Genomic DNA, 24,002 nt, shown 5'->3' with positions numbered 1-24,002 from the left:
AGTCACCTCGTTGTTGCCATTTTGGGTTGTACTAAGTTGGAGTAAGCGGCCACCAGTAAGGGCAACAAAATCCCCCAACTTATTGCAAGGGCAGCTAACACCGATGCGTCTGGCCAAGTTGTCAGAAGGGCGCCTGCTTTGATGCCTCCCCAATAACTACTAGTACCTGCTACGAACCCTATGATAAACAAGATCACTTTCGAGCATTTTAAAAGCCAATTTAGGCTGTGGTTAAAACTGATTAAGAACATGATCCACAGGCAAACAAGCCACACCGGGAACCACGATTGATTAGCAATTTCAGAGTCGACGGCAAACACGCCGAAGTGCAGTAAGAGGCTATCAAGCAATAGCCCCAATGGTAATAAAATGAGTATTTTCAGATCGCTACTGCGAGTAGGGGAGAGAAGGAAGTGAACGGCCACAATCAGTGGCGCCACGAACGGGGTTTGCGCGGTAAAGAACGCGCTGCAAACCCAGGTCGCTTGAAACAGAACGAGATTAATAATCCAAAACCGTTTCATCTTTTGCTCCAAAGTAACGAGGTTTTCTAGCAACTAAGTGATGAGTACTGATCACGCGCTCTTTGAATGCACCTTCACAGTAGCAGAAGTAGAAGATCCACAAGCGCTTAAACTCTTCTGAATAGCCGAGAGACTCTAACTCTTCCCAACTGTTTTCAAAGGCAACATTCCAATCATTAAGCGTTCGAGCGTAGTGCAGGCCAATGTCATCAATTTCTTGGACAACAAGGTCTGTACTGGTCGCGAGGTGTTGGGTCATCACTGAGACCGAAGGTAGGCAACCGCCCGGGAAAATGTACTTCTGAATAAAGTCGACGCCTTTGCGATATTTGTCGTAACGACTGTCGGCAATAGTGATCGCTTGAATCAGCATTTTGCCTGATGGTTTCAACAGTGAAGAACATTTCTCAAAGAAGGTCTGTAGATATTCATGTCCGACCGCCTCAATCATCTCGATAGAGACCAACTTGTCATACTCACCAGTGAGGTTGCGATAATCCTCTTTAAGCAGGGTGATTTTGTCGGTTAAGCCAAGCGCTTTTACTCTCTGTTCTGCAAGCGCGTGTTGGGCATCTGAGATTGTGGTTGTGGTGACATGGCATCCGTAGTGTTGCGCCATGAATATCGCTAAGCCACCCCAGCCGGTACCTATCTCGACCACGCTGTCTTTCTCTGACAACTCTAATCGCTCACAGATGGTTTTCATTTTGTTTTGCTGAGCTTTGGATAGGGTTTCTGCTTCTTCGCTGTAGATAGCGGAAGAGTATTGCATCGAGCTGTCTAAGAAGCGTTCATACAACTCATTGCCAATGTCGTAGTGCGCAAGAATATTACGTTTAGAGCCTTGCTCGGTATTGGCGTTCTTACGACGTAGCAGTAAATTTTTGATTCGTGAAATCCATTGCGTTTTATCGTCAAGCTCGTCGAGTTGAGATTGATTTCGAGCCATGATTTGAATCACTTTGGTGAGATCTGGGCTGGTCCATTTGCCGTCAATGTAGGCTTCGGAAGCTCCAATACTGCCGTCAATCACGACATCTCTAAAAAAGGTTGCATCGTGAATCACGATTCGACCTTTCAAGTCGGCTTCTCGATCGCCGAACACCGAATGCTGGTCGCGCTCAATAATCTCAAGCGTCGCGAATTGCAGGCTTTCTAGAACCTTAAAGATTAAAGCTCGATATTTACAGTTGCTTGAAACAGCAACGGCTTTAGCTTGTTGTTCAATGTTGTTGTTTTGTTTGGCAAGCTGTTCCATGTAAACCTCGCTGATAACTCATTCTAATATTTTGTGCCAACTAAGCTGGGTTGTGCCCCTTAGTTGGAGCGAACCCAAGCTTGGGTCGAGTTCTATTATTTAGTTGCTGTGAAGACACTTAAGATGTTGAGTCTGGATGCCCCACAAACGGTACTTTTTTCAGGAATAATTTGAGAGCCTGATAATAAATGCCCATCACGACTTTTATCGTCATCGCCGGAATCTTGAATACCGTTCGTCTAATGTTTGCCTTGGTTACTGACTGCTTCGTCAGGGCTAGTGTCGCATCGAAAAGCTTGTCGTCTCGGCGGCTTTCGATGTGGACTAACGTGCGTTTCGCTGGTGGCTTAATCTTCCAAAAGTAAGTCATGTTCAAATCCATGAACGGCGAAACGTGAAACTCTTTTTTTACCTTCAATTCTTGGCGCATGTCGATGAGATAGTAGTGTCTTTCTCGCCAAGGGGTGTTACTCACCTCAGCCAACATGTACTTACAATCTCCTGTTTCGTCGTAACAGAAGAAACAGTTGATTGGGCTGAAGTAGATGCCTAAACAGCGGCACTGAGCCAGCATCGTCACACGGTTTGAATCAGACCAAACCCCACCAAGTTGTTGCACTTTGGAAGCTATACGTTGCTTAAGTGATTTTGGTTCATCCGTGGTGAAATTTTCTTTTTTTTCAGCGAGATAATCCGATTCGACAAAGCGAATCGGGTTGAACCAACGAGTTCCGAACAGCGCACTGCGCGCTGTGGTTTGGGGCAGCTCATCAAGATCTAACCCCATCATATACAGTTGATAGCTGAACTCATGGGTGATGTCGCCAAAGCGGCGGTGTCTGACGTTGCCCCAATAGATCCCGCTGAGCTCTTCACTCTTTTCGGATGCGATCTCCATTTCGGATGTCAGGGTTTGACTGTTCATAGCGTTGAACTCGTACTCAAATCTAAACCGAAGCGTTTGGTCACATCGAGTGCACTGTGGACACCGTCTTCATGGAAGCCGTTGTACCAGTATGCGCCGGCGAAGTGCGTCTGTTTTTTGCCACAGATCTGTTCGCGCTTGTGCTGAGCTTCTACCGTGTTCGAATTAAGTACCGGGTGATGATAAACAAAGCTGCGAATGATTTTTTCTGGGTCGATGGCTTCGCTCTGATTCAAGGTGACGCAGAAGGTGTCCTGGCTTTCGATGCCTTGCAGAATGTTCATGTTGTATGTCACACAGGCAGGTCGTTTACTATCGCCATCCAACATGTAGTTCCAGCTTGCCCACGCCAGTTTACGGTCGGGTAACAGGTTGGTATCCGTATGCAGAACCACCTCATTTCGGCTGTAAGGGATCTCCCCTAGTACCTGTTGTTCTTGTTCAGTCGCGTCGCCCAGCAAGCGCAGGGCTTGGTCTGAGTGACACGCAAATATTACCTCGTCGAAGTCTTGTGTGTTGCCATCTTCGAATTCAATGGTAACCCCTGACTGTTGGCGAATGACTTGCTTAATCGAGGTGTTTAACGCGACTGGTTTATTCAAGCATGAAAGGATGATCTCGACGTAAGAACGCGAACCTTTAGGAATCACATACCATTGAGGACGATTAGCAATGTCTAACAGGCCGTGATTATAGAAGAACTGGATAAAGAACTTGAGTTCGAATTCTTCCATCTCTTCTAAGCTTGTCGACCAAATAGCCGCACCCATAGGTAGGATGTAATGCTGACTGAAAAAGTCGGAAAATTGATTCTCACGCAGGAAGCTGCCGAGGGTAACATCTGGCGTGAATTGGTTGCTTTCGAACTGGGCTTTACACAGCTTATTGAACTTGAGGATGTCAGACACTAAAGACCAGAATTGAGGCTTGAAAATATTCCTCCTCTGAGCGAATAACGAATTGATGCTGTGGCCGTTGTATTCGAATTTAGTTGTGGTGTTGTGTACGCTGAAGCTCATTTCGGTCGGTTGCCTTTCGACACCGAGTTGCTCAAGCAGTTGGTTGAAGTTTGGGTAGGTTCTGTCGTTGAAAACGATGAAGCCGGTATCAATTGAAAACGCCTTGCCTCGGTGTTCAATATCAACTGTAGCAGTGTGCCCGCCGACGTAGTCATTCTTCTCGAATACCGTAACGTCGTGGTGCTTATCTAGTACATGTGCGCAAGTCAGTCCAGAGATACCTGAACCTATAATGGCGATTTTTTTCATTGTTATACCATCCTTGAAGCGAGTTTTTGCCAAACTGGAGTCGGTAGCATTCTTAGTAATTTCATTATTAATATGAATCGTCTTGGGAAATCGATCTCGCTCTTTCCTTGAGCAATACCATTTACGATTCGTTGAGTGGCTGCCTCGCTACTAATAATCATAGGCATAGCGAAAGAGTTTCGCTCGGTTAATGGTGTTTCAACAAAGCCTGGGTGCACAATTGAGACATGAATATTGTGCTCGGCCAGATCAACCGACAGTGTTCTGCCTAAGTAGGTGAGGGCTGCCTTTGAAGCGCCATAAGCCTCGGCTCTTGGCAAAGGTAAAAAGCTGGCGCTGGAGCTTACTAAAACCAAACGGCCGCCGGGCTTGATGTTTTTTAGCCAGGCTTTAAGGGCGTAGCCAATTGAAATTAGATTGATGTTGATGACGCGCTCGAAAAGCTCAGCATCAAAATTCACGGGGTCGTTGATGTATTCACAATCACCCGCATTTAAAATCAGCAGATCGAGCGGCTTGTCTTGGTCGAGCTCTGGGAAGTTGTGGTAATCGGTTAAGTCGAAACAGAGCGGCGTAATGGATGAATGCGCGATGTCTTTCTCGTGAGAATCAACTAAGGCTTGCAGTTTGTCTTGATTACGGCCGCAAGCAATCACCTGATGCCCTTGTTGAGCGTAATCGATAGCGAGTGATTGGCCGATGCCTGAGGTCGCGCCTGTGATCATAATACGCATTATTGGCTCGCTCTCTTTTTGATGGATTTGATGGCGCAGCCCAGAACTGGAATGTGTTCGTACAACATAGAGCCGACATCAAGATAGTCTCTGTGATAAACCACTTGGCCGTCGAGCATCTTGAGGTGGCTGTGTCCTTGCACTTCGATCGGCTTTTGACCGTTCAGCTGCTTATGAGAAAATTGCATCGTCCAATACACCGAAGCTTCGTCGTTCACTTCGAAAGTGTGTTCGATATGGAAATAACAGCTCGTTACCTGGGTGTAGAGGTTCTCGAAGTAGTGCGTAAGCGCCGAAATACCGCTGACATGATGCAGCGGGTCTTGGAATTCAATATCAGGGTGATAAACCGTCTTAAGCACGTCGAAATTGTCGGTTCCGAGTTCTCGATACATGTTGAGAAAGTTATCAAGCCATAGAGAGTTATCCATAATATTCACTCTAATTATTTGAAGAAGGCTAAGGCTCTCAATCGTGCTTCTTTGTGCTCAACGATGGGTTGCCAGTATTCGCTGTCTATTCCGTTTTTAGCGATAAAGTCATGTGGGAAATGAACATGTTTATCTGGGATATTTTGCAGCTCTGGTATGTACTTACGAATAAAAATTCCTTTTGGATCAAACTTTTCACTCTGAGTGATTGGATTGAAAATTCGGAAGTAAGGTTGAGCATCACAGCCAGTACTTGAAGCCCATTGCCAACCGCCATTATTCGCGCTGAAATCACCATCGATAAGGTGCGACATAAAGAAACGTTCGCCCCAACGCCAATCGATCAGAAGGTGCTTGGTTAGGAAGCTTGCCACCACCATTCTTAGCCTGTTGTGCATCCAGCCTGTCTCAACTAATTGACGCATTGCTGCATCAACCAATGGATATCCGGTTTTTCCTTCGCACCACGCCTTGAAGCTAGGGTTGTCGTGATACCAATCTAAGCCGTTGTATTTCTGCTGAAAGTTCGCACCTTTAACCAGTATAGGATGATGGAACATCAAATGCTTATAAAAATCTCGCCAAATCAATTCATTAAGCCAAGAAAAGGCTGGCAACTGAGTATCAAATAACAAGTCAGGCTGTTGTTGAATCAATTGAATCGCTAACCAACGAGGGCTGACTGCACCAATAGCTAGGTAAGGAGATAGGCCTGATGTCCCCTTTACTGATGGAATATCCCTAAGGCGAGAATAGTCATTAACTTTATTGGCTAAGAAATTGGGGATCACGCTCTCAAGGACGTCTTGGCTTAGTGGCCAACGCTCTGAATCGGTACGCGGAAAGTCGAAATCGTACTCGCCAGAAAAACCACTTAACGACTGTTTCAGTTGTGATAGATTTTGAAGCGAATCCGTTTCAGATGAATCTGCTTGCGCTGATCCTGCTTGTGCCGATCCTTTTGAATGCACTGGAGCGTGGCTACAAATGATGCCTTTCGCTTGCACTTCTTTTAACCATGCGTTTTTGAACGGTGTGAAAACCTTGAACATCTCGCCTTGTTTATTCAGCACGCTACCTAATGGCAGAATCGTATCGCAGTCGGTTATTTTTAGCTTTATACCAGTAGCGATTAAGCGTTTATCTCTTAGCTGCTCATCCACTTCCGGCTCTGAATTGGCATACACACATGTCGCATCGACCTGTTTGCACAAGTTGATGAGTTGAGTGGCTTGATCGTTAAAGTCTGTGGCTTTGAGGTGCAAAAGATCGATCCCAAATTCAGCGAGTTGGGATTCAAGTTGCTGCAGGTGACGATAGATTAAATCGGCTTTGATTGGCGCAAGGTGGTGTTGCTGCCATTGCTGTGGCGTTGAAATGAAAACGGCGGTCGTCACACCGTTTTCAACTGCCGCGACGAGCGCAGGGTTATCGTGAATCCGCAGGTCTCGTCTTATCCATAGAATGTCGCTCAATATCCGTATCTCAGTTTAAGTTCTTGTGGATGAGGGTTCAGGTAAACCTGTGATTCTAGGTACTCGTTTGGGTATTCCATCAGATAGTGGTTGATCAGCGTTAGTGGCACTAACAGAGGAACTAGCCCTTCTCTGAATGATGAAATCTGATTGGTGAGCTCTTGTTTGTGAGCGCTGCTCAACTGCTTCTTAAAGTAGCCTTGCAAGTGATGCAAAGTATTGGCATGACTACCACGGTTCGCATGGTGAGATAATGCCGTCATCAAGCCTTCAATGTACTGACTTGCCAATTCGTCAATTTCAAGATCGTTGCTTGCCAACAGTTTGCCAAGGTTCTTATAACCTTGAATGTGATGACACATCACTAGGTACTTGTGCACACTGTGGAACTGGATGAGCTTGTGCTTGGTCACACCTTCGTCAACAAGGTCGAGCCATTTTTGGTATGTGAAAACTCGTGTCATGAAGTTTTCACGTAGAATTGGGTCGTTGAGGCGACCATTCTCTTCAACAGGAAGTAAAGGGTTACCATCCATGATTTGTTGGGTGAACATGCCGACACCTGTCGATTCAGAACCGCGACCGTGGTGGTGATAAATCTTTACTCGCTCCATACCGCAGGTAGGACTTTTTTGGCAAACAATGAAACCAGCAATGTGCTGATTGTTCTTTGAATAGTTTTGCCCAAACTCGATCAGTTCATCGGTGACATCGCCAGAACCATCAGGTCGAGAAACATGAATAATGTCGTCTAACATTCTTGTTTGGCGAATAGTAGGACGAGGCGTTGGAAGGCCGATTGCCATTTCTGGGCATACAGGTTCTAACTCAACATAATCTGCAAGATCATCTGTACAAAAACGAGAGCGTTTATGACCAGTATCGAAGCGTACTTTGTGTCCTGCAACACATGCGCTGATACCTATTTTAATTTTCTTTTCCATTGGCCAACTCCTTTGCTCTTGCTCTGAGCTATTTATTATATTTCAACATTGCTAATCGTACTTACTGAGCCAAGTTGTTTTCAAGTCTCAATATTGTCGATGTTTTAATCCAGTGATATTAACGATTTACAGGATGGCTTAATGCCATCCTGTATATTTATAGCGTGCAACTGGATTAATAGATATACCTGCCGAGTGGATTGAATAACTGGCTTACACCTTTTGTGAAGTAAAGCGCATCACTCGAAACAGTCAAACAAACACAACCTTCTTTGGTCGCTGGTTGATGAGTATGATTACCGTCCAACCAGATGAAATCACCTTTGTTGTAGACGCCCATTTCGTCTTCGAAACTGCCTTCTAAAAGAAGCGTAATCTCAAAGCCTTTGTGGGTGTGGCATGGCACTTGTCCATCTTTGTCGATGTGCAGCAAGCTGGTGTGATGAGCTTCGTCATCAAAATCGAGTCGCGCTCGCGAAATTTTGCCTAAGTTCATCCAGTCTTTTCTCGCCACTGAGTTCAACGCGCGAGGAATAGTGAACGTGGTGTCTGCAACCGTAACTTGCTGAACTTCGGGTGTCACTTCGATAGCTTGAGATGAATCAGCAGTGATTTGAGCAATCGCATCAAAATCAAACTCCCCATCATCGGATAGGAACGCATCCATTTCGCTGTCAGAAAGTTGAAGCCCTGAGGTATAACTTTCAAAGACAGATGTATCGCTTTCAAATACTGAGTCAGCAGCTTGCGCCGTCAACATGCTTACTTGTTTTTGACAGTGTTCGCAAAGCTCAACATGGCTAGAAACGATCAAAGAAACCGAATCCGCTAGATTGCCATCGACAAAATCTTTCAAGATTGCCGCATTTGGGTGATGTTTAATCATAGTCTTGTTCCCCCATGTGAACTTTTAGTTTGGCGAGTGCGAGTCTTAGACGTGATTTAACAGTTCCAAGCGGGACATCGAGTTGTTGGGCGAGCTGTTCTTGCGATAACTCTTGGAAGTAAACACCTTTCACAATGGTTTTTTGAGCGAGAGGCAGCTTTTCGATTTGAGTCATTACATGACGGCTCATTAGATGATCGCCAAACTGAAGCTGATCACTTTGTGATTCGGCGACCATGGCATCAATTGGCCAAATGTCATCAGCGATCGTTTGCTCTGCTTTCGCCTTCACCTTTCTTAACATATCAAAGGCGGCATTTCGCATAACGGTATAAACCCAAGTAGTCGCTGCGCCTTTCTCTTCATTGTAGAGATGCGCTTTCTTCCAAACGTTGGTCATCGTGTCTTGGACTAGCTCGTTGGCAGCGGCTTCACCGCCCAATTTACTGATGCCAAAACGCTTGATTTTGGGAGCAAAGAATTTAAACAAACAAGTAAATGCCTGCTTATCTCTGTCTGAACCAACCAAAATCAGCCAGCTTGATAGCTCTGTAGGTACCTTACTTTCGGTAGGTAGTTTGTTGTCGGGGATAATGACATGCTCCTTGCCGTTCCCTGTTCTTCTGCTTTCCACTTGCATAGTAATTAACCATCATGCGAATTTGATAGACACTACGTGGAGAGTGAGAGTAGGGATCACTTTAATTTAAATTAATTTCTACTATACAAAATTATAGTGAATAAAGTGCTTATTGCCCTGTAATGATTTGATTCAAAAAGGGAACTAAAGACGGAAAACTAGCGGGTTCTGTGAATTTGGTTTTCTTTTCCAATGGGATAGGCATCATTTCGAGGAGTCGAGCACAGATCCATTGAGGGCTTTCAAAGTCAGGAGTGGGGTAAAGTGCTCTGATTGAATCGTGTTCTCGAAACAACTCGACGAGAAACGCAGTCACCACGTTCGGCACCTTGTAGCTGTGTTGTGGCCAGTGAGGCAACGGGCGGAAATCACTTTTTATTAAATCATCTGTGTCGCGGAAGGACGAGTGAAGCTGCACCAACTGTTCGCCTTCAACATCGATTTCCAAGATTTGATCATCGGACATATTGAAATCGACAATAGACACTTTTGTCCCCCAAGAACTCAGACGTTTGGAGTTAGTGTCGTCCTGAGTCGCAATGATGAAGCCGTCTCCTTGCGCAGCATGAGCGACCATTTTCAAATACTTGGGTTCGAAAATACGCAGTCTTTGTCTGCCCCTTGGCAAAATGAATAACGGGAGAGGAAACACCGCAAGCTCTTGAGAAGTCTGTACGGGTGTTTCTGATTCGGTTTCTATCCGTGTGATCTTCTCAGCTGAATTCGGCACATAGCACTCCTTAGTTCATACATGATTGAGTCTGTACGGATTTGATTCGTACGTAATTCAGGGATGTATACGCGTGCTCGTTGAAGTTCGATCAATGTGGGGTGATGTATTGAACAGGAAGTTAGAGAGAGGGAGACATGGTTTTTTGTCGCGTTTATTCGCAATTTAATCGGTTTAACCTTTTTTAACTTACGGCATTAGGTAATATGGGTTAAGAATTAGTCAATGGGTAGATAACAAGCGACATGCTTATCTCTTAGTTCTTCTTTACCTGACATCACATCAAAGGAATGGTCATGATCGTTATTTATGGTATCAAAGAGTGCTTAAATCCGATTAAGTTACAGCTTTCTAATGTCTTACAACAATGTTTGAACAGTGAGATGGGGTTACCTGATGACAAACGAGCGCATCGGTTTGTACCATTAGAAAGAGATGATTTCTTTTATCCCGAAGGGCGAACAGAAGCTTATACCGTCATAGAAATCAATATGATGGAAGGGCGAGCGGTGAACACCAAAAAGCGCCTGATTAAGAAGATATTTTCTGAAATAGAAAAGCAGCTGGCCATCTCTCCCATTGATATCGAGATCACCATCAAGGAGCAGCCATCGCATTGCTGGGGCTTTCGAGGCATGACTGGTGATGAAGCCCAAGATCTTAAGTATAAAGTAAAGGTCTAGGGTTTAAGCTCCTAACTCCTAACTCCTAACTCCTAACTCCTAATACGTAAGACAGAAGGCTTAAGCTAACCTATCTAGTCGTGGTTTTGGAGTTTGATGCCAAAGCCGTTAGATGGGCTGAGTTTGGACATATGAATTTTAGGTAAATGATTCATGGACAATGCCCTAAAGGGACTAGTTTCTTTGTTTTCCGCTGTATGTCACTACAGTTCGTTTGCGACAGTGGCAAGTTTGTTTTAGAGTGCAACTCTTCTCAGCATTTTTAGATTAGTTATGGTTAGAATCAACACGAATTTAATTCAAAAGATACTCATTACACTGCCTTTGTTTTGGATTGTTACCGTTCAGGTGTGGTTAGGTCAGGGGAACAAGCCACTAGCAGCTATTACTTTATTCATTGCGGCCTGTTGCACTCTGTTGTATAAGAAAAACAAGGAGGTAAGACATAAGCATAACTGGTTCGAAGATGGCTGGATATGGATACTGCTCTTGCTCTCTGTTTTTGCTGTTGCCTCTTATGAGTTGCATGGTTTCAGCAGTCAAGAGCTGAGGGCAACTTTGATTGGCTTGGTATTTTTCCTTGTTTATCGAAATGGCTTTGTTAAGTTACCGGACATACAGAATCTATGTATCACGTCTGTTGTCAGCTCTACTATCCTCGTTATTTATCATATCTTCTTTCTCTCTGTGGATCGGATGAGTTTACCATCTAATGCTCTTGTAATTGCTTCGATTCAAGGCTTCTCTGTTATTTTGTTGCTCGCACTTAGTTGTATTTCGTATGAAGGAAAAAGGCCTAAAATAATGGCTATCTTGGCATTTATAGGTTTTCTATCAATGTTTTTGGTGGGTTCAAGAGGGCCTCTACTTGCTGTTATTATTATTGGTTTAGTTGTTCTATTCAAAATGATGATACAACATCGCCAGTACAAGGTACTATTTGGTGTTATTGCCATGGTTGTTTTTTCTGTTTTTTTGATGTCGAAATATGACGTGGTAAGTGAACGTATTGACTATAGCTTGCATGAGTACCATGAGATATCACAAGGCAACATGGATACTTCCATAGGCTTAAGATTACAAATGTATCAAGCAGGGTTCGATTTCTTTGTGGATAGCCCCTTGCTCGGCATTGGAGGCGATAAAGAAGCGCAATTAGATAAACTCTCATTCACGCCAACAAATTCGGGTAAGAGATTTATCGTTAATGCGCATCTTCATAACAACTATATTGATAAAGCGGCTTCATCCGGTTTGGTAGGCATTGCCCTTCTTATGCTTAGCTTGATGTACCCTTTGTTTAATTCAAGATACAAGCTATCGCCCATTGTATTGTTACCGGTCGTTTATTTTTCTTTGATGTGTCTATTCGATTCACCTTTTAGGAATGGTGATTTAGCTGTGATGTACTTTGTGTTTATTGGAGTACTACTAAAACTGCAAGTGCGAACAGAAGCGCAGTGAAGCTAGCATATTACGCTCATTTCATTGTGGGTAGTTTTAGTGCGTTTATTGATTTAAGGTTATAACGAACAAATAATGAATAAAAATTTCAGGTATGACATCAATGCATTACGTGCATTAGCTGTCTCAATCGTCGTCATTTTCCATTTTTTTCCGGGTTTTATCACTGGCGGCTTTTTAGGTGTGGATGTGTTTTTTGTCATTTCAGGTTTCCTGATGACAAAAATTATCATGTCGAGTTTGGAAACTAATACCTTCTCATTAAAGGACTTTTATTTAGCGAGAGCAAAACGCATTATTCCTGCCTTAGCGGTTATGTGCCTTGTTGTGTTACTCGTTGGCATTATTTACCTAGACCCTTGGGCGTTAAGAAAATTAGGTAAGCATATTCTCACCAGTGTCGGGTTTGTTTCTAACCATACCTATTTAAAAGAGTCGGGATACTTTGATGTGGCCGCGCAAAGCAAGTGGTTACTTCACACTTGGTCTTTATCCGTAGAATGGCAATTCTATGTATTATATCCTCTTGTTTTAATGGCGACCTACAAGTTATTCGGAGCTAAAGGTGCAGCCGTTGCTATTGGAACGACTCTAATCGGAAGTCTAGCTTATAACTATGCGTATTTAGGGAGCTCGGCTTCTTATTACACATTACCGTCCCGCGCATGGGAACTGCTCGCAGGTTCGGTGGTTGCTTTGAAAAGAGAGCCCATTGAATTAAAAAAGTCCAATGTTCAGTTATTGCTGTTAGTTGCTATTGCCTCACTGTTTATTTCACCTGTCTTGATAGACAGCAGCACACTGTGGCCGAGTCATGTGACGCTTATTCCGGTCATTGCTACCGCGATAATTCTGCTTTTGAATTTGGACCTCAATTTTACCTTTCATAAATCACGACTGATACAATGGGTTGGGTTGTGTTCCTACTCAATTTATCTCTGGCATTGGCCTATTAATGTTTTCATTAAGAACCTTACGAGCAACACTATTACTCACAATATAGTTGGAGTAATGGTTTCGGTCTTGATGGGGATCCTTTCATTTAAGTTCATTGAAAGTTACCGACCTAAGGAGAGACCCAAAGGCGGTAAATTCTTTTTGAACTATTACCCTCTAGTTCTTGCTTCCTTTATTGCCTTGATAGGGCAGGTTATTTATGAAAGTGAAGGATTACTTTGGCGCCTGGATAAAACACAGCTAGTCATTGCACAAAGTGTCTATGACCGGAATCCACGAAGCGGAGAGTGCCACGTCGAATTCGGACCGTCTCCTGAGTGTCACTATGGATCAGGACCAGTATCCGCGATTGTTTTAGGCGATAGTCATGGCGCATCGATAGTGAGAAGTGTTGAAGCGTCAGCGCCTAACGATACATCGGTCATCGACTGGACGAGAAGCGCATGTCCGACGATTTCAGGTATCAAAAGAGTGCTTTCAAGTGGTGAGTTATCAGAAGAGTGTGGGGATTTTGTCTCAGCATCGTTAATTAAAGCTAAAACTAATTACCCTAACGTTCCTGTTGTTGTCATTAACAGAATGGGTGGCTATCTATATGGTTCGAATGAAGATGGATGGCAAAGTGAGAACGAAAAGATCAGTTTAATCGCAGGAGATAAAAGGTTTCAGACCAGATCGGAAGAGTACCTGAACTCAATCTTATCCAGTTTTGAAAAGACCATGTGCGAGCTTAGTCAATCTAACCCTGTTTATTTGGTCAAGCCAATCCCTGAGCTTAAGAAAGATGTACCTAAAACTATGTATAAGTATTCGATTCTAAATCAATCTGATATTTCGGTTTCTATTCCTCTTGAAGAGTACCGACAAAGAACCGCATTGATTACGAAATCTTATGAAAAAATCAGCCAAAACTGTCGAGTTACTCTTATAGACCCTGAACCGATATTTTGTGATGATCAGCAGTGCCGAGGGGATATCAACAATCACCCAACATACGTTGATGACGATCACCTGAATGAATTTGGTGCTGGCCAACTTATTCCGCAATTTCGCGAAAAAATATGGGGTCAACCAGCTCCGTAGGAAATGCTCATTCGCCCTTATTGTTCACACGAAAGAATAAGGGCGTTTCTGTGTTTGGACCTATTGTGTTGGTCTTAAATGATGCGTTTAGATAGCGATGTTCAAGATAAATTTCGGTTCAAGTGAACCCTTGTGCTATACTCCGCGCCCCAATCCGAATTGGCTTGTTAAATCTTAGGAAATTATTATGAGTGTTAAAAACGAACTTCAACAAATTAACAACCGTCTAGACAAGTGTCGCAACAAGTTAGCGGCTGCTAAAACTCGTAATGATCGTCCTGTTGTTCGTCAATTTGAAGATGAGATTAAGAAGCTAACCAAGAAAATCGCCCAGCTGAAACACAAAGAAAGCTACGATGTAAACCAAGAGCGTAAGTCTCTGGTTGATATGCCATTCAAGCGTGAGATTACTAAGGCTGAGCAAGCGGATATGGGTAAACTCAAAAAGTCTGTTAAAGGATTAGTAATTGTTCACCCAATGACGAAGATTGGTAAAGAACTTCGCATTGAGGTTATGACTGGTTACGCGCCGAAAAAATTCTAATTACCAGTAATGGTGATGAAAGAGGAGCTAGCAATAGCTCCTTTTTGCTTTTTTAGGTATTAAAAAAGCAGAGTTAGCAGCAAAAATACTCACGCTGTTTTCAACTTTTTAGAGGTGATTGTTGTCACAAATCCTTTTATCTCCTATGAAAGTTAACGTGCTACTAACATGGCACCAAGTGAACGCAGTAATGTGTTCACTTTTCGAATCTACAATTTCTCTCCAGTTTGTATAAATATAGGTAGAGCAGCACAGATAATTACAGATAAAACTAGACTCATTAAGGAAGATGAGAACGTAAAAAAATAGAGGTTATATGAATCAATTAATTTCAATTGGACCACTAGAATCCTTCCTAATCGCGATTAGTGTTTTGTTTCTAGGTCATTTCGTCAATGCAAAGCTTCCGGTTCTCAAAAAGTACAATATTCCAGAGCCCATTGTCGGCGGCTTGATTGTCGCTTTTGCTATTACAGCCCTGCACTTTAACGGCCTTGATCTTGAGTTTTCCTTGCCTCTGCAGAACACGTTTATGTTGATGTTCTTTGCAACGGTCGGCCTTGCGGCTAACTACACGCAGCTGATAAAAGGTGGTGCTAAGGTATTCCTATTCTTAGGGGTGGCTTCGGTTTACATCATTATCCAAAACGGTGTAGGTGTAACACTTGCGACGGCATTAGGCCTTGAACCCTTGATGGGTTTGATTGCTGGATCTATCACGCTTTCGGGTGGTCACGGTACGGGCGCAGCTTGGTCTCAAACTTTTTCAGACACGTTTGGCATTGCCAATACTCTAGAAATCGCGATGGCTTCAGCGACGTTTGGTTTGATTATCGGTGGTATTATCGGTAGCCCAGTCGCTCAAAAGTTGATTGATAAAAACCAGCTTGAATCTGAGTACGGCACTGGCACACAAACCCACGAGCGTTTTCCTGAGCTTGTTACTTACAACGAGTATGAAGAAGACAAAGTAACAGCGAAGAAGGTGATTGAAGTATTGTTCATTCTTCTTATCTGTATCTCGGGGGCGAAATACCTAGAAGAGTGGGTGGCGACTTTTGAAATTTCTTGGTTGATGATTCCTGACTTCGTTTACGCGTTGTTTATCGGTGTGTTCATCACTAACGTTTTTGAAGTGACTAAGCTGCATAAAACCGACAGTGAAACGGTCGATATTCTTGGTACGGTGTCATTGTCGCTATTCCTAGCCATGGCGCTAATGAGCCTTAAGCTTTGGAACATCTTTGACCTTGCGATTCCGTTCTTGGTTATTCTTGCGGTTCAGGCTGTGGTGTTAGGTATCTTCTCTTACTTTGTGACGTTCAAAGTAATGGGTTCTAACTACGATGCAGCGGTTATGGCGGGTGGTCACTGTGGTTTCGGCCTAGGTGCAACACCAACAGCAGTAATGAACATGGGCTCTTTAGTGAACCGTTTTGGTCCTTCACCACAGGCGTTTATGGTAGTGCCAATCGTGGGTGCCTTCTTCATTGATATCGTTAACCTGATTATCCTACAAGGTTACATCTCGTTTATTGGATAGTGCGAACGCGCCAATAAAGAAGTATGCAGACACAAGAAAGCCAGTCGATTGACTGGCTTTTTTGTTTTAGCGAACACCGCTTATTTTATTCAACGTATATTCTTGAGCGTATCTTACTGAGCTTATGCGGGTGAGCTTGCCTGTAGCTCTTTAAGCAGAGGGAACGCGGCTTTGGTATGTTCTCCCGTGACAATGAATCCAACCAACTGGTTATCCTCGTTGAAGCCCTTAGCTATAAGTCCGTTAAGCTCGAAGCGTGTTTCCCAGCTCTGAGCAGTGTGAATATCACGACCTGCCAGTTGAATCGGGTAACTCGGCGTTTTCACCTTGGTGATCATATGAGGCAAGCTGAGTTTTGCTTCGCCCACTTTGATGCCGCCTCTATCCTTAGTTAGCTGCTTCGCCAACACGTTTGCCGACAAGATTGCTGGCTGTAGATAAGCCATCACACGCCCTTCAATTTCAGCGCAATCACCAATCGCATACACATTGTTGGCGCTGGTTTTCAGGGTGTCATCGACCACAATACCTCTGTTGACCTCGATTCCCGCTTGCGTGGCTAAAGCCGTATTTGGCCTTAACCCTGCTGCGGCAATCACGATATCTGCTCGTATTAATCGAGAAGCGGTAGTTTGTAGCCTGACTCCATCATGAAGATAAGTCGCTCGACAAATCGCAGAGTCGGTTTCGACGGTAGCCCCTGCTTTTGCCAGCTCCCGTTCCAACTCAAGAGAAACGAAAGGCGGTACTAGGTTATTCAACAGATAACTTGCGGGTTCGATAATCGTGACATTTTTGCCCGCAGTTTGAAGGTCGAATGCAAGCTCGACTCCAATCAAGCCTCCACCCATCACAGTGATGCGTTGAGCGCCATCGATCTGAGCTTTGTGTTTATCAAACTCTTCCAAACTATTTAACGTAATGGTTGCGCTGCGTTTAAGCCCTTCCGTTGGTGGTATAAAAGGCGTCGCGCCCGTCGCTAATACCAACTTTGAATAGTGGATAGATTGGCCATCAACATGAACACACTGCTGCTCAGTATCTATCTCGCTCACAAGTGCTTTGGTTTTGATGACCACGTTGTACTGCTCTGCCAATTGTTGAGCGTTATGTACTGCCAGTGTTTCCGGCGTTTGTTCCTGACTGAACGCGTGCGAAAGATTCGGCTTACTGTACTCAACCCCGGCATCGGCGGTGATCATAGTAATCGCGATATCTTGGTCAAGCTTACGTACCATCTTGATGGTTTGTAGGGCGGCGAAACCACCGCCCACAATCACAATGTTCGACATGTTACTTCTCCACAAACACTTCTTTACCTAAATGGCATTCAGGGCAAAGGAAATCATCTGGCACTTGTGCCCAAGGTGTTCCCGGTTCAACGCCTTGGTAGGGTTCACCTAACTGTGGGTCGTACACCCATTCACACACAGTACAGCGCCAGCAAGTGCAATCTGCGCTATGTACAGGCTTATCTTGCGCTTCTTCTGACTTCTGCTCTGTCGTGTCTTTTAGCTCTGTTGGGGTGCTTGTCGGTGCTGATTCAATACGTTGAACGTTGCGCTCAACTTGTTTAGGCTCACTAACCTCGTCCGCATCGGTGCGCCAAACCTCGGCCAGTGTCATCCCGTAATCAATACATTGACGAAGTGCGTCTGTATCTGGTTTCCAGTGGATGTGCTGAGGTGCGCTCACCTCGAAGTTGGCTTCACGTAAGCGAGCATCGATGCGCTTTACTGCGCCGCCAGTCCAACCTGAAGATCCAAATGCTGCGGCTCTTTTTCCTGCAAAGCGCAGGCCGTGTATTTCTTCAAGTAGCGCGGCGATTTGCGGCATCATCACGTTGTTCATGGTCGATGACCCAACAAGCACACCCTTTGAACGGAAGATATTGGCAAGGATGTCATTCTTGTCGTGCTTAGAAATATTGAAGACCTTGATTGCCGTTTCTGGGCTGCCTTTACGGATACCCTTTGCGATCGCGTCAGCCATCATGCGAGTGTTGTTGGACATGGTGTCGTAGACAATCGTGATACGATCTTCTTTGTAGGCTTTCGACCACTCGTAATATTGCTCAACGATTTGAGTCGCGTTGTCGCGCCAAATACAGCCGTGAGAGGTTGCAATGACATCGATCGGCACGCCTAAGCTCAGTACTTCTTCAATCTTTGCTTTAACCAGCGGCGCAAACGGTGTCAGGATGTTCGAGAAGTAACGCAGACATTGTTCATGTAGTTCAACTTGGTCTAGCTGGTCATTGAATAGGTTTTCGTCGCAGTAGTGTTGGCCGAAAGCGTCGTTACTAAACAGGACTTCATCACCGGTTAAGTAAGTCGCCATTGAGTCTGGCCAATGCAGCATTTTCATCTCAACGAAGATAAGTTGCTTGCCGTTACCCACATCGAGCGTATCGCCAGTTTTGACGGTTCTGAAATTCCAGTCTGGTTGGTGGTGGTGACCAACAATGGAGGTCACTCCAGCTTCAGTACAATAAACCGGAGTGTTGGGAATTTTAGCAAGCAGAGCAGAGAGCGCGCCTGAGTGGTCTTCTTCGGCGTGCTGGCAAATGATGTAGTCGATCTCATTGATATCGATTTCCATCTCTAGGTTTGCAAGGAATTGCTCAGTAAAGCGATGATCGACAGTATCGACAAGCACAGTCTTCTCTTCACGGATCAGGTACGAGTTATAACTCGTACCTTTGTTCATGTGGTATTCCTTACCGTGGAAGTGCTCGGTTTCCCAATCGTGGATACCGACCCAATGAACATTTGATTTAACGTGAATAGTCATAATGATAATACCTTATTGAAATATCTAAGGCTCTCATTGCACTAGTTGTGCCATGTTTTTAAGTTTCTGTTTTAGTTGACTTTGTTTACTTTTTAAATTCATCGTTGAGTCTAAATGACCTAGTGATATTTGTAACTAAAATGAATCATTGGTGTCAATTAGACATTGTGGTGCTTACAGCCTCTTACAGTCTGTATCTAAACAGCATGATAGTTTTAGCTTGTTTAAATAATGTCTGAATAGGAAAAGAAATGTTGAAGAAATTACTTACCTTCGCTGCTTTATTGCCAAGCATGGTTTTTGCTGAGTCAACGGTATATCTAGGTGGTGACTTTCTCACGAATGGCTCAAAATACGCCTTTCAATATGGCTTCTATTTTCCCGCAAGTTCTGAGCTTGATTTTGGCTACGAGCTTGAATACGCAAAGTACAGTGATGACGTGCATTCGTTTGGTGTGAACATCAAACCACAGTTCCCATATGGCAATTTTTACTTCGCGCCAATTGGTGGTGTTCATTACTTCAATGACGATATTGATACGGCTTTTGTGTATGGAGCAGAGCTTGGTTACACACGAGGCGCGATGACATTTAAGACGGGTTATAAAGAAACAAGTGAGGACTTTGAGTACAACGATAATGTGTACGTGGGTCTCGCGGTAAATTTTTAGTTGCTGATTGGTTAGGTTGGTCGGCTTCAGATGCAAAAAAGGCCAGACGAGCGTCTGGCCAAATAAAGCAGTGCGATTTGTTTGTGTCAGCTATTGCAGATCAGTGTCTGTTATAGCGTAGTAACGACTTCATCAAGAGCTAGGCGCGCTTTTGGTTTGCCGTAGTTGTAGTCTTCGCCGTCTTTGTGGTAGCCGATAGCTAGCGCTACATCAACAACGTGACCTTCTAGTTCGTCAGCAAACTCTTCGCTGATCATAGCTGCATCTACACCTTCCATAGGTGTTGAAGCGATACCTAGACGAGCTAGTGTGTGCAGTGTGTTACCTAGTGCGATGTACACTTGAGACTTAGTCCAGTTTCCGTTGAAACCAGTTTCGTCTGTGTTCATTTCTGCGAATGCGTAAGCCCCTAAGAACTGCTCGTACATTTCAGCGGGTAGGTGACCAGAGCTTACTTCTGTGTCAGCACGCTTTGCGAATTTTTCTTTAGTGTACTTAGGATCGTGAGCAAACAGGATCGTATGTGACGCTTCTTTCGCATGCGGTTGGTTAAACTGGAACATGTTCTCGAAAGTATTGTGGAAGCGTTGTTTTGCTGCGTCACTCTCAATGATGATGAATTTCCAAGGCTGAGAGTTGATAGAAGAAGCTGACAAACGAAGTGCTTCTTTGATTACTTCCATGTCTTCCGCAGAGATGCGCTTTTCTGCATCGTATTTTTTAGCTGTGTAGCGAGTGTTTAGATCTGAAATGATTGGATGAGTCATGTTGAATCCTAATATCTATCAATATAAATGTTGTAGGGTTTATGTTCGGTAACGTCAACAATAAACGGATAACGCATTTAGGCTATATCTCTATAGAAGTCGTTTCTAGAACAGCCAGCCTCTAAAGGCTGAACGCTTAAATGGCTATCGAACATGCCCCAATAAATCGAGTATCTGCGGTAGCTCAAGTCGATGGGTGTAAGATAATAGAAGATTGGCTTGGGAAAAATAGCGAACACATCAAATCACTATGGTTAATAATGTCCATAATGATTTGATTAGTGTGATCTGGATGTGTGTTGGTTTTCGAAAATCAGCCAGTTAGTACGCTTTGATTCCATATTGGCGTAATAAAGAGGGAAGTACACTGTCGAGGTTTGGGATATCTTCAGGGTTAAGTTCAATCAAGCTAAAACCGTGCTCTTGGTAAACTTTCTTGGTCGCATTTCGTTTGTCTTCTTCTATAGGGCCTGAATCTGTTCCCCAGAACTGAATGTATACCTTGCCGCTTGGCAGGTAGAAATCGCTCATTACTTCTTTTGATATCGGGAGCGGACGTTCATAGGCATGAACCACTCCCGCCATATAAAGCCAGTTATCGATGATCAGCTCTCCCTTTGAACGTACATAATGTCCGTCTAAGGTTCGGTGTTTCGCCTCAAATTTCTGACGAAAGCTAGAAAACGAGACATCAGTAGAGTGGCTTTCAGCATCATGCCCTAGAAATTCGACAACAGACTGCTTCAAACGTTTATTGCGAACCAATGAATCGTGCCATACCACAAATAGGTTTTGAGTCGCTTTATCTTCCCTTTGCTCACCGCCTGCTTTTAAGCCTGTTGAGGTGACATGCCAACCATCTTCTTCACGTGTTATCCAACCAAGCTCGCTGAGCAACAGGTTAATTTTTTTTGCGCTAAGTTGAAAGGCACTGCCTAGTTGAGTTGCCGTTAGCGTTTTTCCAGAGAAAGAATCTAGGTCGATGAGTAGTTTTTCTGGCCAGACAATAAATACACCAAACTTCTTGTGTTCGACATACTCCCCACCAAAGCTCTCGCCTCGTTCTGTGAGTACCCAACGCTCCTGTGAACGCACGATATAGCCAGCTGTTTTCAAATCACTGAATAGAGCCTTTGCTTCTATCCCTTTTTGTTTGGCTAGTGCTGATGTGGAAATCTTGTCTGGCATAGTCTGTTTCTCAATTAGCAGTAGAACTGCTGATTAATGTTGAGGGGCTGTTGTATAGAATAGGGAAATACAATAACACAACTGTTGATACTAACTGCAGTTCACTGGTCCATGTTTTTAGTGAGTATTCGCTCTCATTTTGAATGTTAAGCAAAATGCCGCCTAATTTGTAATTAAATTACAGTTTTAGGGTTTTTACCCATCTTGGTGCATATTTTATATACGTGACACGATGTTCTTTTATACGGGTTATATAGATCTCAGATGCTATATTTTATTAAGTGTGATTTATGTCACTATTTATTTTTAAGTATTACAAAATAAAGTGTGATCTAGATCTTGTGTTAATGATATCAATTCTCATTAATTTGGCTTTGTAATTTAAATTCATGGTGTTTTTGTGATCTAAGGTGTGCTCGTTAACCCGAAGGTGTTTTTTGTGTGTGATGATTATCACGAAAGTTGGGCTGAGGTGCATTTTGAAAATGTTGTGATACATTTTAATCGACTTTTGAGTACACACTTTCGGTCATTTGACCAACCAATACATTACGGGGTTCTACCTATGTTATCACCAGAAGCAAAGATTAAGGTTCAAAACTTTGGTCGTTTCTTATCCAATATGGTAATGCCAAACATCGGCGCATTTATTGCGTGGGGTTTCATTACTGCACTATTCATTCCAACAGGTTGGTGGCCTAACGAAACGTTAGCATCAATGGTTGGTCCTATGATTACATACCTACTGCCACTATTGATTGGTTACACCGGTGGTAAAATGGTTGGTGGTGACCGCGGTGCGGTAGTGGGCGCTATCACAACAATGGGTGTTATCGTTGGTACTGATATCCCAATGTTCATGGGTGCAATGATTGTGGGTCCACTAGGTGGTATCGCAATTAAGAAATTCGATGAAGCTGTTCACGGTAAAGTGAAGAGTGGTTTCGAAATGCTAGTGAACAACTTCTCTGCGGGTATCATCGGCATGATCTGTGCGATCATCGCGTTCATCGTGATTGGTCCTGCGGTTAAGATTCTGTCTGGCGGACTTGCGGCTGGTGTAAACGCAATGGTAGAAGCGGGGGCACTACCTCTAGCATCTATCTTTGTTGAACCTGCGAAAATCCTATTCCTAAATAACGCAATCAACCACGGTATCTTCTCTCCACTAGGTATTCAGCAATCTGAAGAGATGGGTCGCTCTATCTTCTTCCTAATCGAAGCAAACCCAGGTCCTGGTTTTGGTCTTCTACTTGCTTACATGGTGTTTGGTAAAGGTAGCGCGAAGCAATCTGCTGCTGGTGCATCTATCATCCACTTCCTAGGTGGTATCCACGAAATTTACTTCCCTTACGTTCTAATGAACCCACGTCTAATTCTTGCGGTAATCGCTGGTGGTATGGCGGGTGTATTCACTAACGTAATGTTCGATTCTGGCCTTATCTCTCCAGCATCTCCAGGTTCTATCTTCGCAGTTTTACTGATGACGCCAAAAGGCTCTTACATCGGCGTGATTCTATCGGTTATCGCAGCAACGGCAGTATCGTTTGTTGTAGCGTCAATCCTTCTTAAAACATCAGCGCAAGATGATGAGGAAGATTCACTAGAGAAAGCTTCAGCACAAATGAAAGACATGAAAGCGTCTTCTAAAGGTGCAGCAGCAGAAGCAAACGTAAACCTAGCGGATGTAAAAGCAGTTTATGTAGCGTGTGATGCGGGTATGGGTTCAAGTGCAATGGGTGCAGGTCTACTTCGTAAAAAAGTAGCAGCAGCAGGCCTAGACATTGAAGTCACTAATTACGCAATCAACAATCTACCGGCTGATTCGCAAATTGTTATTACGCATAAAGACTTAACAGATCGTGCTAGTAACACAGTACCAGGTGCATTACACATGTCTCTGAGTAACTTCCTAGACGGTAGTGTCTATGACCAGCTAGTTGCAGAACTGACAAATGCGCAAAGTGGTGAAGCGAAAGTAGCTCCTTCAGCAGCTCCAGCACGAGAAGACAACAAGCTTGAACTGACTAACGACAGCATCTTCCTTGGTCTTAAAGCGACTCAGAAAGAAGACGCTATTAAGTTTGCTGGCGACCAATTAGTAAAACTTGGCAACGTATTACCTGAATACGTAGACGGTATGTTTGCTCGTGAAGAGCTCGTGTCTACTTACTTAGGTGAGTCTATCGCGGTACCACACGGCACAATCGAAGCAAAACAATACGTACAAAAAACAGGCATTGTTTTCTGCCAATACCCTGAAGGTATTCAGTGGGGCGAAGATGAAGATGATATCGCGAAGATGGTTATCGGTATTGCAGCACAAGGCGATGAACACAACATGGTGTTGATGGCTATTACCAATTCACTTGATGACGAAGAAGCAGTGGAATGCTTACAGAACACAACTAACCCTGCTGATGTTCTACGTATTCTAAACGGAAACTAAAAAGCTCTAGTCAAGCTCCTGAGTGAAGGAGGCCAGTACCCCCCT

General features: G+C 43.9%; 22 protein-coding genes. 7 read left to right on the top strand and 15 right to left on the bottom strand.

The window, feature by feature from the left end; all coding sequences use genetic code 11:
* Positions 1 to 2: 2 nt before the first annotated feature.
* The 11 genes from OCV30_RS16760 to OCV30_RS16710 all read right to left on the bottom strand — a co-directional run bounded on the left by OCV30_RS16760 (position 3) and on the right by OCV30_RS16710 (position 9,815).
* The gene (locus OCV30_RS16760; protein WP_065679348.1) at positions 3 to 524 is read right to left on the bottom strand and encodes a DUF2878 domain-containing protein; all 522 of its coding nucleotides are present in this window, start codon (positions 522 to 524) and stop codon (positions 3 to 5) included.
* The gene (locus tag OCV30_RS16755; RefSeq protein WP_017082960.1) at positions 502 to 1,782 is read right to left on the bottom strand and encodes an SAM-dependent methyltransferase; all 1,281 of its coding nucleotides are present in this window, start codon (positions 1,780 to 1,782) and stop codon (positions 502 to 504) included. The genes OCV30_RS16760 and OCV30_RS16755 overlap by 23 nt, the downstream gene beginning before the upstream one ends.
* Before the next feature lie 118 nt (positions 1,783 to 1,900).
* On the bottom strand, positions 1,901 to 2,707 hold the full coding sequence (locus OCV30_RS16750; RefSeq protein WP_065679349.1) for a DUF1365 domain-containing protein: 807 nt from the start codon (positions 2,705 to 2,707) through the stop codon (positions 1,901 to 1,903).
* Positions 2,704 to 3,975 carry an NAD(P)/FAD-dependent oxidoreductase gene (locus tag OCV30_RS16745; protein WP_065679350.1) on the bottom strand — a complete coding sequence of 424 codons (1,272 nt, stop codon included), beginning with the start codon at positions 3,973 to 3,975 and terminating at the stop codon, positions 2,704 to 2,706. Before OCV30_RS16745 ends, OCV30_RS16750 begins: the two co-directional genes overlap by 4 nt.
* Positions 3,976 to 3,977: 2 nt before the next feature.
* On the bottom strand, positions 3,978 to 4,709 hold the full coding sequence (locus OCV30_RS16740; RefSeq protein WP_065679351.1) for an SDR family NAD(P)-dependent oxidoreductase: 732 nt from the start codon (positions 4,707 to 4,709) through the stop codon (positions 3,978 to 3,980).
* Positions 4,709 to 5,140 carry a nuclear transport factor 2 family protein gene (locus OCV30_RS16735; RefSeq protein WP_009846086.1) on the bottom strand — a complete coding sequence of 144 codons (432 nt, stop codon included), beginning with the start codon at positions 5,138 to 5,140 and terminating at the stop codon, positions 4,709 to 4,711. Before OCV30_RS16735 ends, OCV30_RS16740 begins: the two co-directional genes overlap by 1 nt.
* Before the next feature lie 14 nt (positions 5,141 to 5,154).
* Positions 5,155 to 6,615: a deoxyribodipyrimidine photo-lyase gene (gene phrB, locus OCV30_RS16730; protein WP_065679352.1), complete on the bottom strand. Its 1,461-nt coding sequence runs from the start codon at positions 6,613 to 6,615 to the stop codon at positions 5,155 to 5,157.
* A complete protein-coding gene (locus OCV30_RS16725) occupies positions 6,612 to 7,559 on the bottom strand; it encodes a YbgA family protein (RefSeq protein ID WP_065679353.1) in 948 nt (315 codons plus the stop codon). Before OCV30_RS16725 ends, phrB begins: the two co-directional genes overlap by 4 nt.
* A 175-nt stretch (positions 7,560 to 7,734) precedes the next feature.
* Positions 7,735 to 8,445 (bottom strand): ChrR family anti-sigma-E factor, encoded by a 711-nt coding sequence (locus OCV30_RS16720; RefSeq protein ID WP_065679354.1) that lies wholly within the window; start codon positions 8,443 to 8,445, stop codon positions 7,735 to 7,737.
* Positions 8,438 to 9,085: a sigma-70 family RNA polymerase sigma factor gene (locus OCV30_RS16715; protein WP_065679355.1), complete on the bottom strand. Its 648-nt coding sequence runs from the start codon at positions 9,083 to 9,085 to the stop codon at positions 8,438 to 8,440. Before OCV30_RS16715 ends, OCV30_RS16720 begins: the two co-directional genes overlap by 8 nt.
* 109 nt (positions 9,086 to 9,194) lie before the next feature.
* The gene (locus OCV30_RS16710) at positions 9,195 to 9,815 is read right to left on the bottom strand and encodes an LON peptidase substrate-binding domain-containing protein (RefSeq protein WP_065679356.1); all 621 of its coding nucleotides are present in this window, start codon (positions 9,813 to 9,815) and stop codon (positions 9,195 to 9,197) included.
* Positions 9,816 to 10,111: 296 nt separating this feature from the next.
* On the opposite strand from OCV30_RS16710, the gene OCV30_RS16705 reads away from it, so the two are divergent.
* From OCV30_RS16705 to gltS, 5 genes are all read left to right on the top strand, one after another.
* Positions 10,112 to 10,498: a tautomerase family protein gene (locus OCV30_RS16705; RefSeq protein WP_017070218.1), complete on the top strand. Its 387-nt coding sequence runs from the start codon at positions 10,112 to 10,114 to the stop codon at positions 10,496 to 10,498.
* A gap of 273 nt (positions 10,499 to 10,771) precedes the next feature.
* A complete protein-coding gene (locus OCV30_RS16700; protein ID WP_065679357.1) occupies positions 10,772 to 11,962 on the top strand; it encodes an O-antigen ligase family protein in 1,191 nt (396 codons plus the stop codon).
* Between the two features lie 75 nt (positions 11,963 to 12,037).
* Entirely contained in the window at positions 12,038 to 14,002 is a 1,965-nt protein-coding gene (locus OCV30_RS16695; protein ID WP_065679358.1) for an acyltransferase family protein, read from the top strand.
* A 187-nt stretch (positions 14,003 to 14,189) separates the two neighbouring features.
* Positions 14,190 to 14,546, top strand: coding sequence for a YibL family ribosome-associated protein (locus tag OCV30_RS16690; protein WP_009846095.1), 357 nt, complete (start codon positions 14,190 to 14,192; stop codon positions 14,544 to 14,546).
* Positions 14,547 to 14,862: 316 nt separating this feature from the next.
* Positions 14,863 to 16,089 carry a sodium/glutamate symporter gene (gltS, locus tag OCV30_RS16685; protein ID WP_004732723.1) on the top strand — a complete coding sequence of 409 codons (1,227 nt, stop codon included), beginning with the start codon at positions 14,863 to 14,865 and terminating at the stop codon, positions 16,087 to 16,089.
* A gap of 122 nt (positions 16,090 to 16,211) precedes the next feature.
* On the opposite strand, the gene norW is transcribed toward gltS, so the two are convergent.
* The gene (gene norW / locus OCV30_RS16680) at positions 16,212 to 17,381 is read right to left on the bottom strand and encodes an NADH:flavorubredoxin reductase NorW (RefSeq protein WP_065679359.1); all 1,170 of its coding nucleotides are present in this window, start codon (positions 17,379 to 17,381) and stop codon (positions 16,212 to 16,214) included.
* A 1-nt stretch (position 17,382) separates the two neighbouring features.
* Positions 17,383 to 18,882, bottom strand: a complete 1,500-nt coding sequence (gene norV, locus OCV30_RS16675) for an anaerobic nitric oxide reductase flavorubredoxin (protein WP_065679360.1) — start codon at positions 18,880 to 18,882, stop codon at positions 17,383 to 17,385.
* 251 nt (positions 18,883 to 19,133) lie between these two features.
* Here norV and OCV30_RS16670 point away from each other — a divergent pair, with 251 nt between their 5' ends.
* Positions 19,134 to 19,553, top strand: coding sequence for a hypothetical protein (locus tag OCV30_RS16670; protein ID WP_065679361.1), 420 nt, complete (start codon positions 19,134 to 19,136; stop codon positions 19,551 to 19,553).
* A gap of 110 nt (positions 19,554 to 19,663) precedes the next feature.
* Here the strand turns inward: OCV30_RS16670 and OCV30_RS16665 are convergent, their stop codons facing one another.
* Together OCV30_RS16665 and OCV30_RS16660 are read right to left on the bottom strand one after the other, a co-directional pair.
* The gene (locus tag OCV30_RS16665) at positions 19,664 to 20,320 is read right to left on the bottom strand and encodes an NAD(P)H-dependent oxidoreductase (RefSeq protein WP_048660605.1); all 657 of its coding nucleotides are present in this window, start codon (positions 20,318 to 20,320) and stop codon (positions 19,664 to 19,666) included.
* 321 nt (positions 20,321 to 20,641) lie between these two features.
* On the bottom strand, positions 20,642 to 21,508 hold the full coding sequence (locus OCV30_RS16660) for a hypothetical protein (RefSeq protein ID WP_009846100.1): 867 nt from the start codon (positions 21,506 to 21,508) through the stop codon (positions 20,642 to 20,644).
* Between the two features lie 565 nt (positions 21,509 to 22,073).
* Here OCV30_RS16660 and OCV30_RS16655 point away from each other — a divergent pair.
* Complete coding sequence (locus OCV30_RS16655) at positions 22,074 to 23,957, top strand: PTS mannitol transporter subunit IICBA (protein WP_065679362.1); 1,884 nt, start codon at positions 22,074 to 22,076, stop codon at positions 23,955 to 23,957.
* Positions 23,958 to 24,002 lie beyond the last annotated feature (45 nt).

The organism is Vibrio atlanticus, from assembly GCF_024347315.1.
Classification (GTDB): Bacteria; Pseudomonadota; Gammaproteobacteria; order Enterobacterales; family Vibrionaceae; genus Vibrio; species Vibrio atlanticus.
The sequence above is the reverse complement of the archived record's forward strand: the minus strand, read 5'-3'. Positions and strand labels throughout refer to the sequence as shown.

Excerpts from the sequence above, each read along its gene's own strand:
- OCV30_RS16760 (WP_065679348.1), bottom strand. The coding sequence starts at position 524 with ATGAAACGGTTTTGGATTATTAATCTCGTTCTGTTTCAAGCGACCTGG.
- OCV30_RS16755 (WP_017082960.1), bottom strand. The coding sequence starts at position 1,782 with ATGGAACAGCTTGCCAAACAAAACAACAACATTGAACAACAAGCTAAA.
- OCV30_RS16750 (WP_065679349.1), bottom strand. The coding sequence starts at position 2,707 with ATGAACAGTCAAACCCTGACATCCGAAATGGAGATCGCATCCGAAAAG.
- OCV30_RS16745 (WP_065679350.1), bottom strand. The coding sequence starts at position 3,975 with ATGAAAAAAATCGCCATTATAGGTTCAGGTATCTCTGGACTGACTTGC.
- OCV30_RS16740 (WP_065679351.1), bottom strand. The coding sequence starts at position 4,709 with ATGCGTATTATGATCACAGGCGCGACCTCAGGCATCGGCCAATCACTC.
- OCV30_RS16735 (WP_009846086.1), bottom strand. The coding sequence starts at position 5,140 with ATGGATAACTCTCTATGGCTTGATAACTTTCTCAACATGTATCGAGAA.
- OCV30_RS16725 (WP_065679353.1), bottom strand. The coding sequence starts at position 7,559 with ATGGAAAAGAAAATTAAAATAGGTATCAGCGCATGTGTTGCAGGACAC.
- OCV30_RS16720 (WP_065679354.1), bottom strand. The coding sequence starts at position 8,445 with ATGATTAAACATCACCCAAATGCGGCAATCTTGAAAGATTTTGTCGAT.
- OCV30_RS16715 (WP_065679355.1), bottom strand. The coding sequence starts at position 9,085 with ATGCAAGTGGAAAGCAGAAGAACAGGGAACGGCAAGGAGCATGTCATT.
- OCV30_RS16705 (WP_017070218.1), top strand. The coding sequence starts at position 10,112 with ATGATCGTTATTTATGGTATCAAAGAGTGCTTAAATCCGATTAAGTTA.
- OCV30_RS16700 (WP_065679357.1), top strand. The coding sequence starts at position 10,772 with ATGGTTAGAATCAACACGAATTTAATTCAAAAGATACTCATTACACTG.
- OCV30_RS16695 (WP_065679358.1), top strand. The coding sequence starts at position 12,038 with ATGAATAAAAATTTCAGGTATGACATCAATGCATTACGTGCATTAGCT.
- OCV30_RS16690 (WP_009846095.1), top strand. The coding sequence starts at position 14,190 with ATGAGTGTTAAAAACGAACTTCAACAAATTAACAACCGTCTAGACAAG.
- gltS (WP_004732723.1), top strand. The coding sequence starts at position 14,863 with ATGAATCAATTAATTTCAATTGGACCACTAGAATCCTTCCTAATCGCG.
- norW (WP_065679359.1), bottom strand. The coding sequence starts at position 17,381 with ATGTCGAACATTGTGATTGTGGGCGGTGGTTTCGCCGCCCTACAAACC.
- norV (WP_065679360.1), bottom strand. The coding sequence starts at position 18,882 with ATGACTATTCACGTTAAATCAAATGTTCATTGGGTCGGTATCCACGAT.
- OCV30_RS16670 (WP_065679361.1), top strand. The coding sequence starts at position 19,134 with ATGTTGAAGAAATTACTTACCTTCGCTGCTTTATTGCCAAGCATGGTT.
- OCV30_RS16665 (WP_048660605.1), bottom strand. The coding sequence starts at position 20,320 with ATGACTCATCCAATCATTTCAGATCTAAACACTCGCTACACAGCTAAA.
- OCV30_RS16660 (WP_009846100.1), bottom strand. The coding sequence starts at position 21,508 with ATGCCAGACAAGATTTCCACATCAGCACTAGCCAAACAAAAAGGGATA.
- OCV30_RS16655 (WP_065679362.1), top strand. The coding sequence starts at position 22,074 with ATGTTATCACCAGAAGCAAAGATTAAGGTTCAAAACTTTGGTCGTTTC.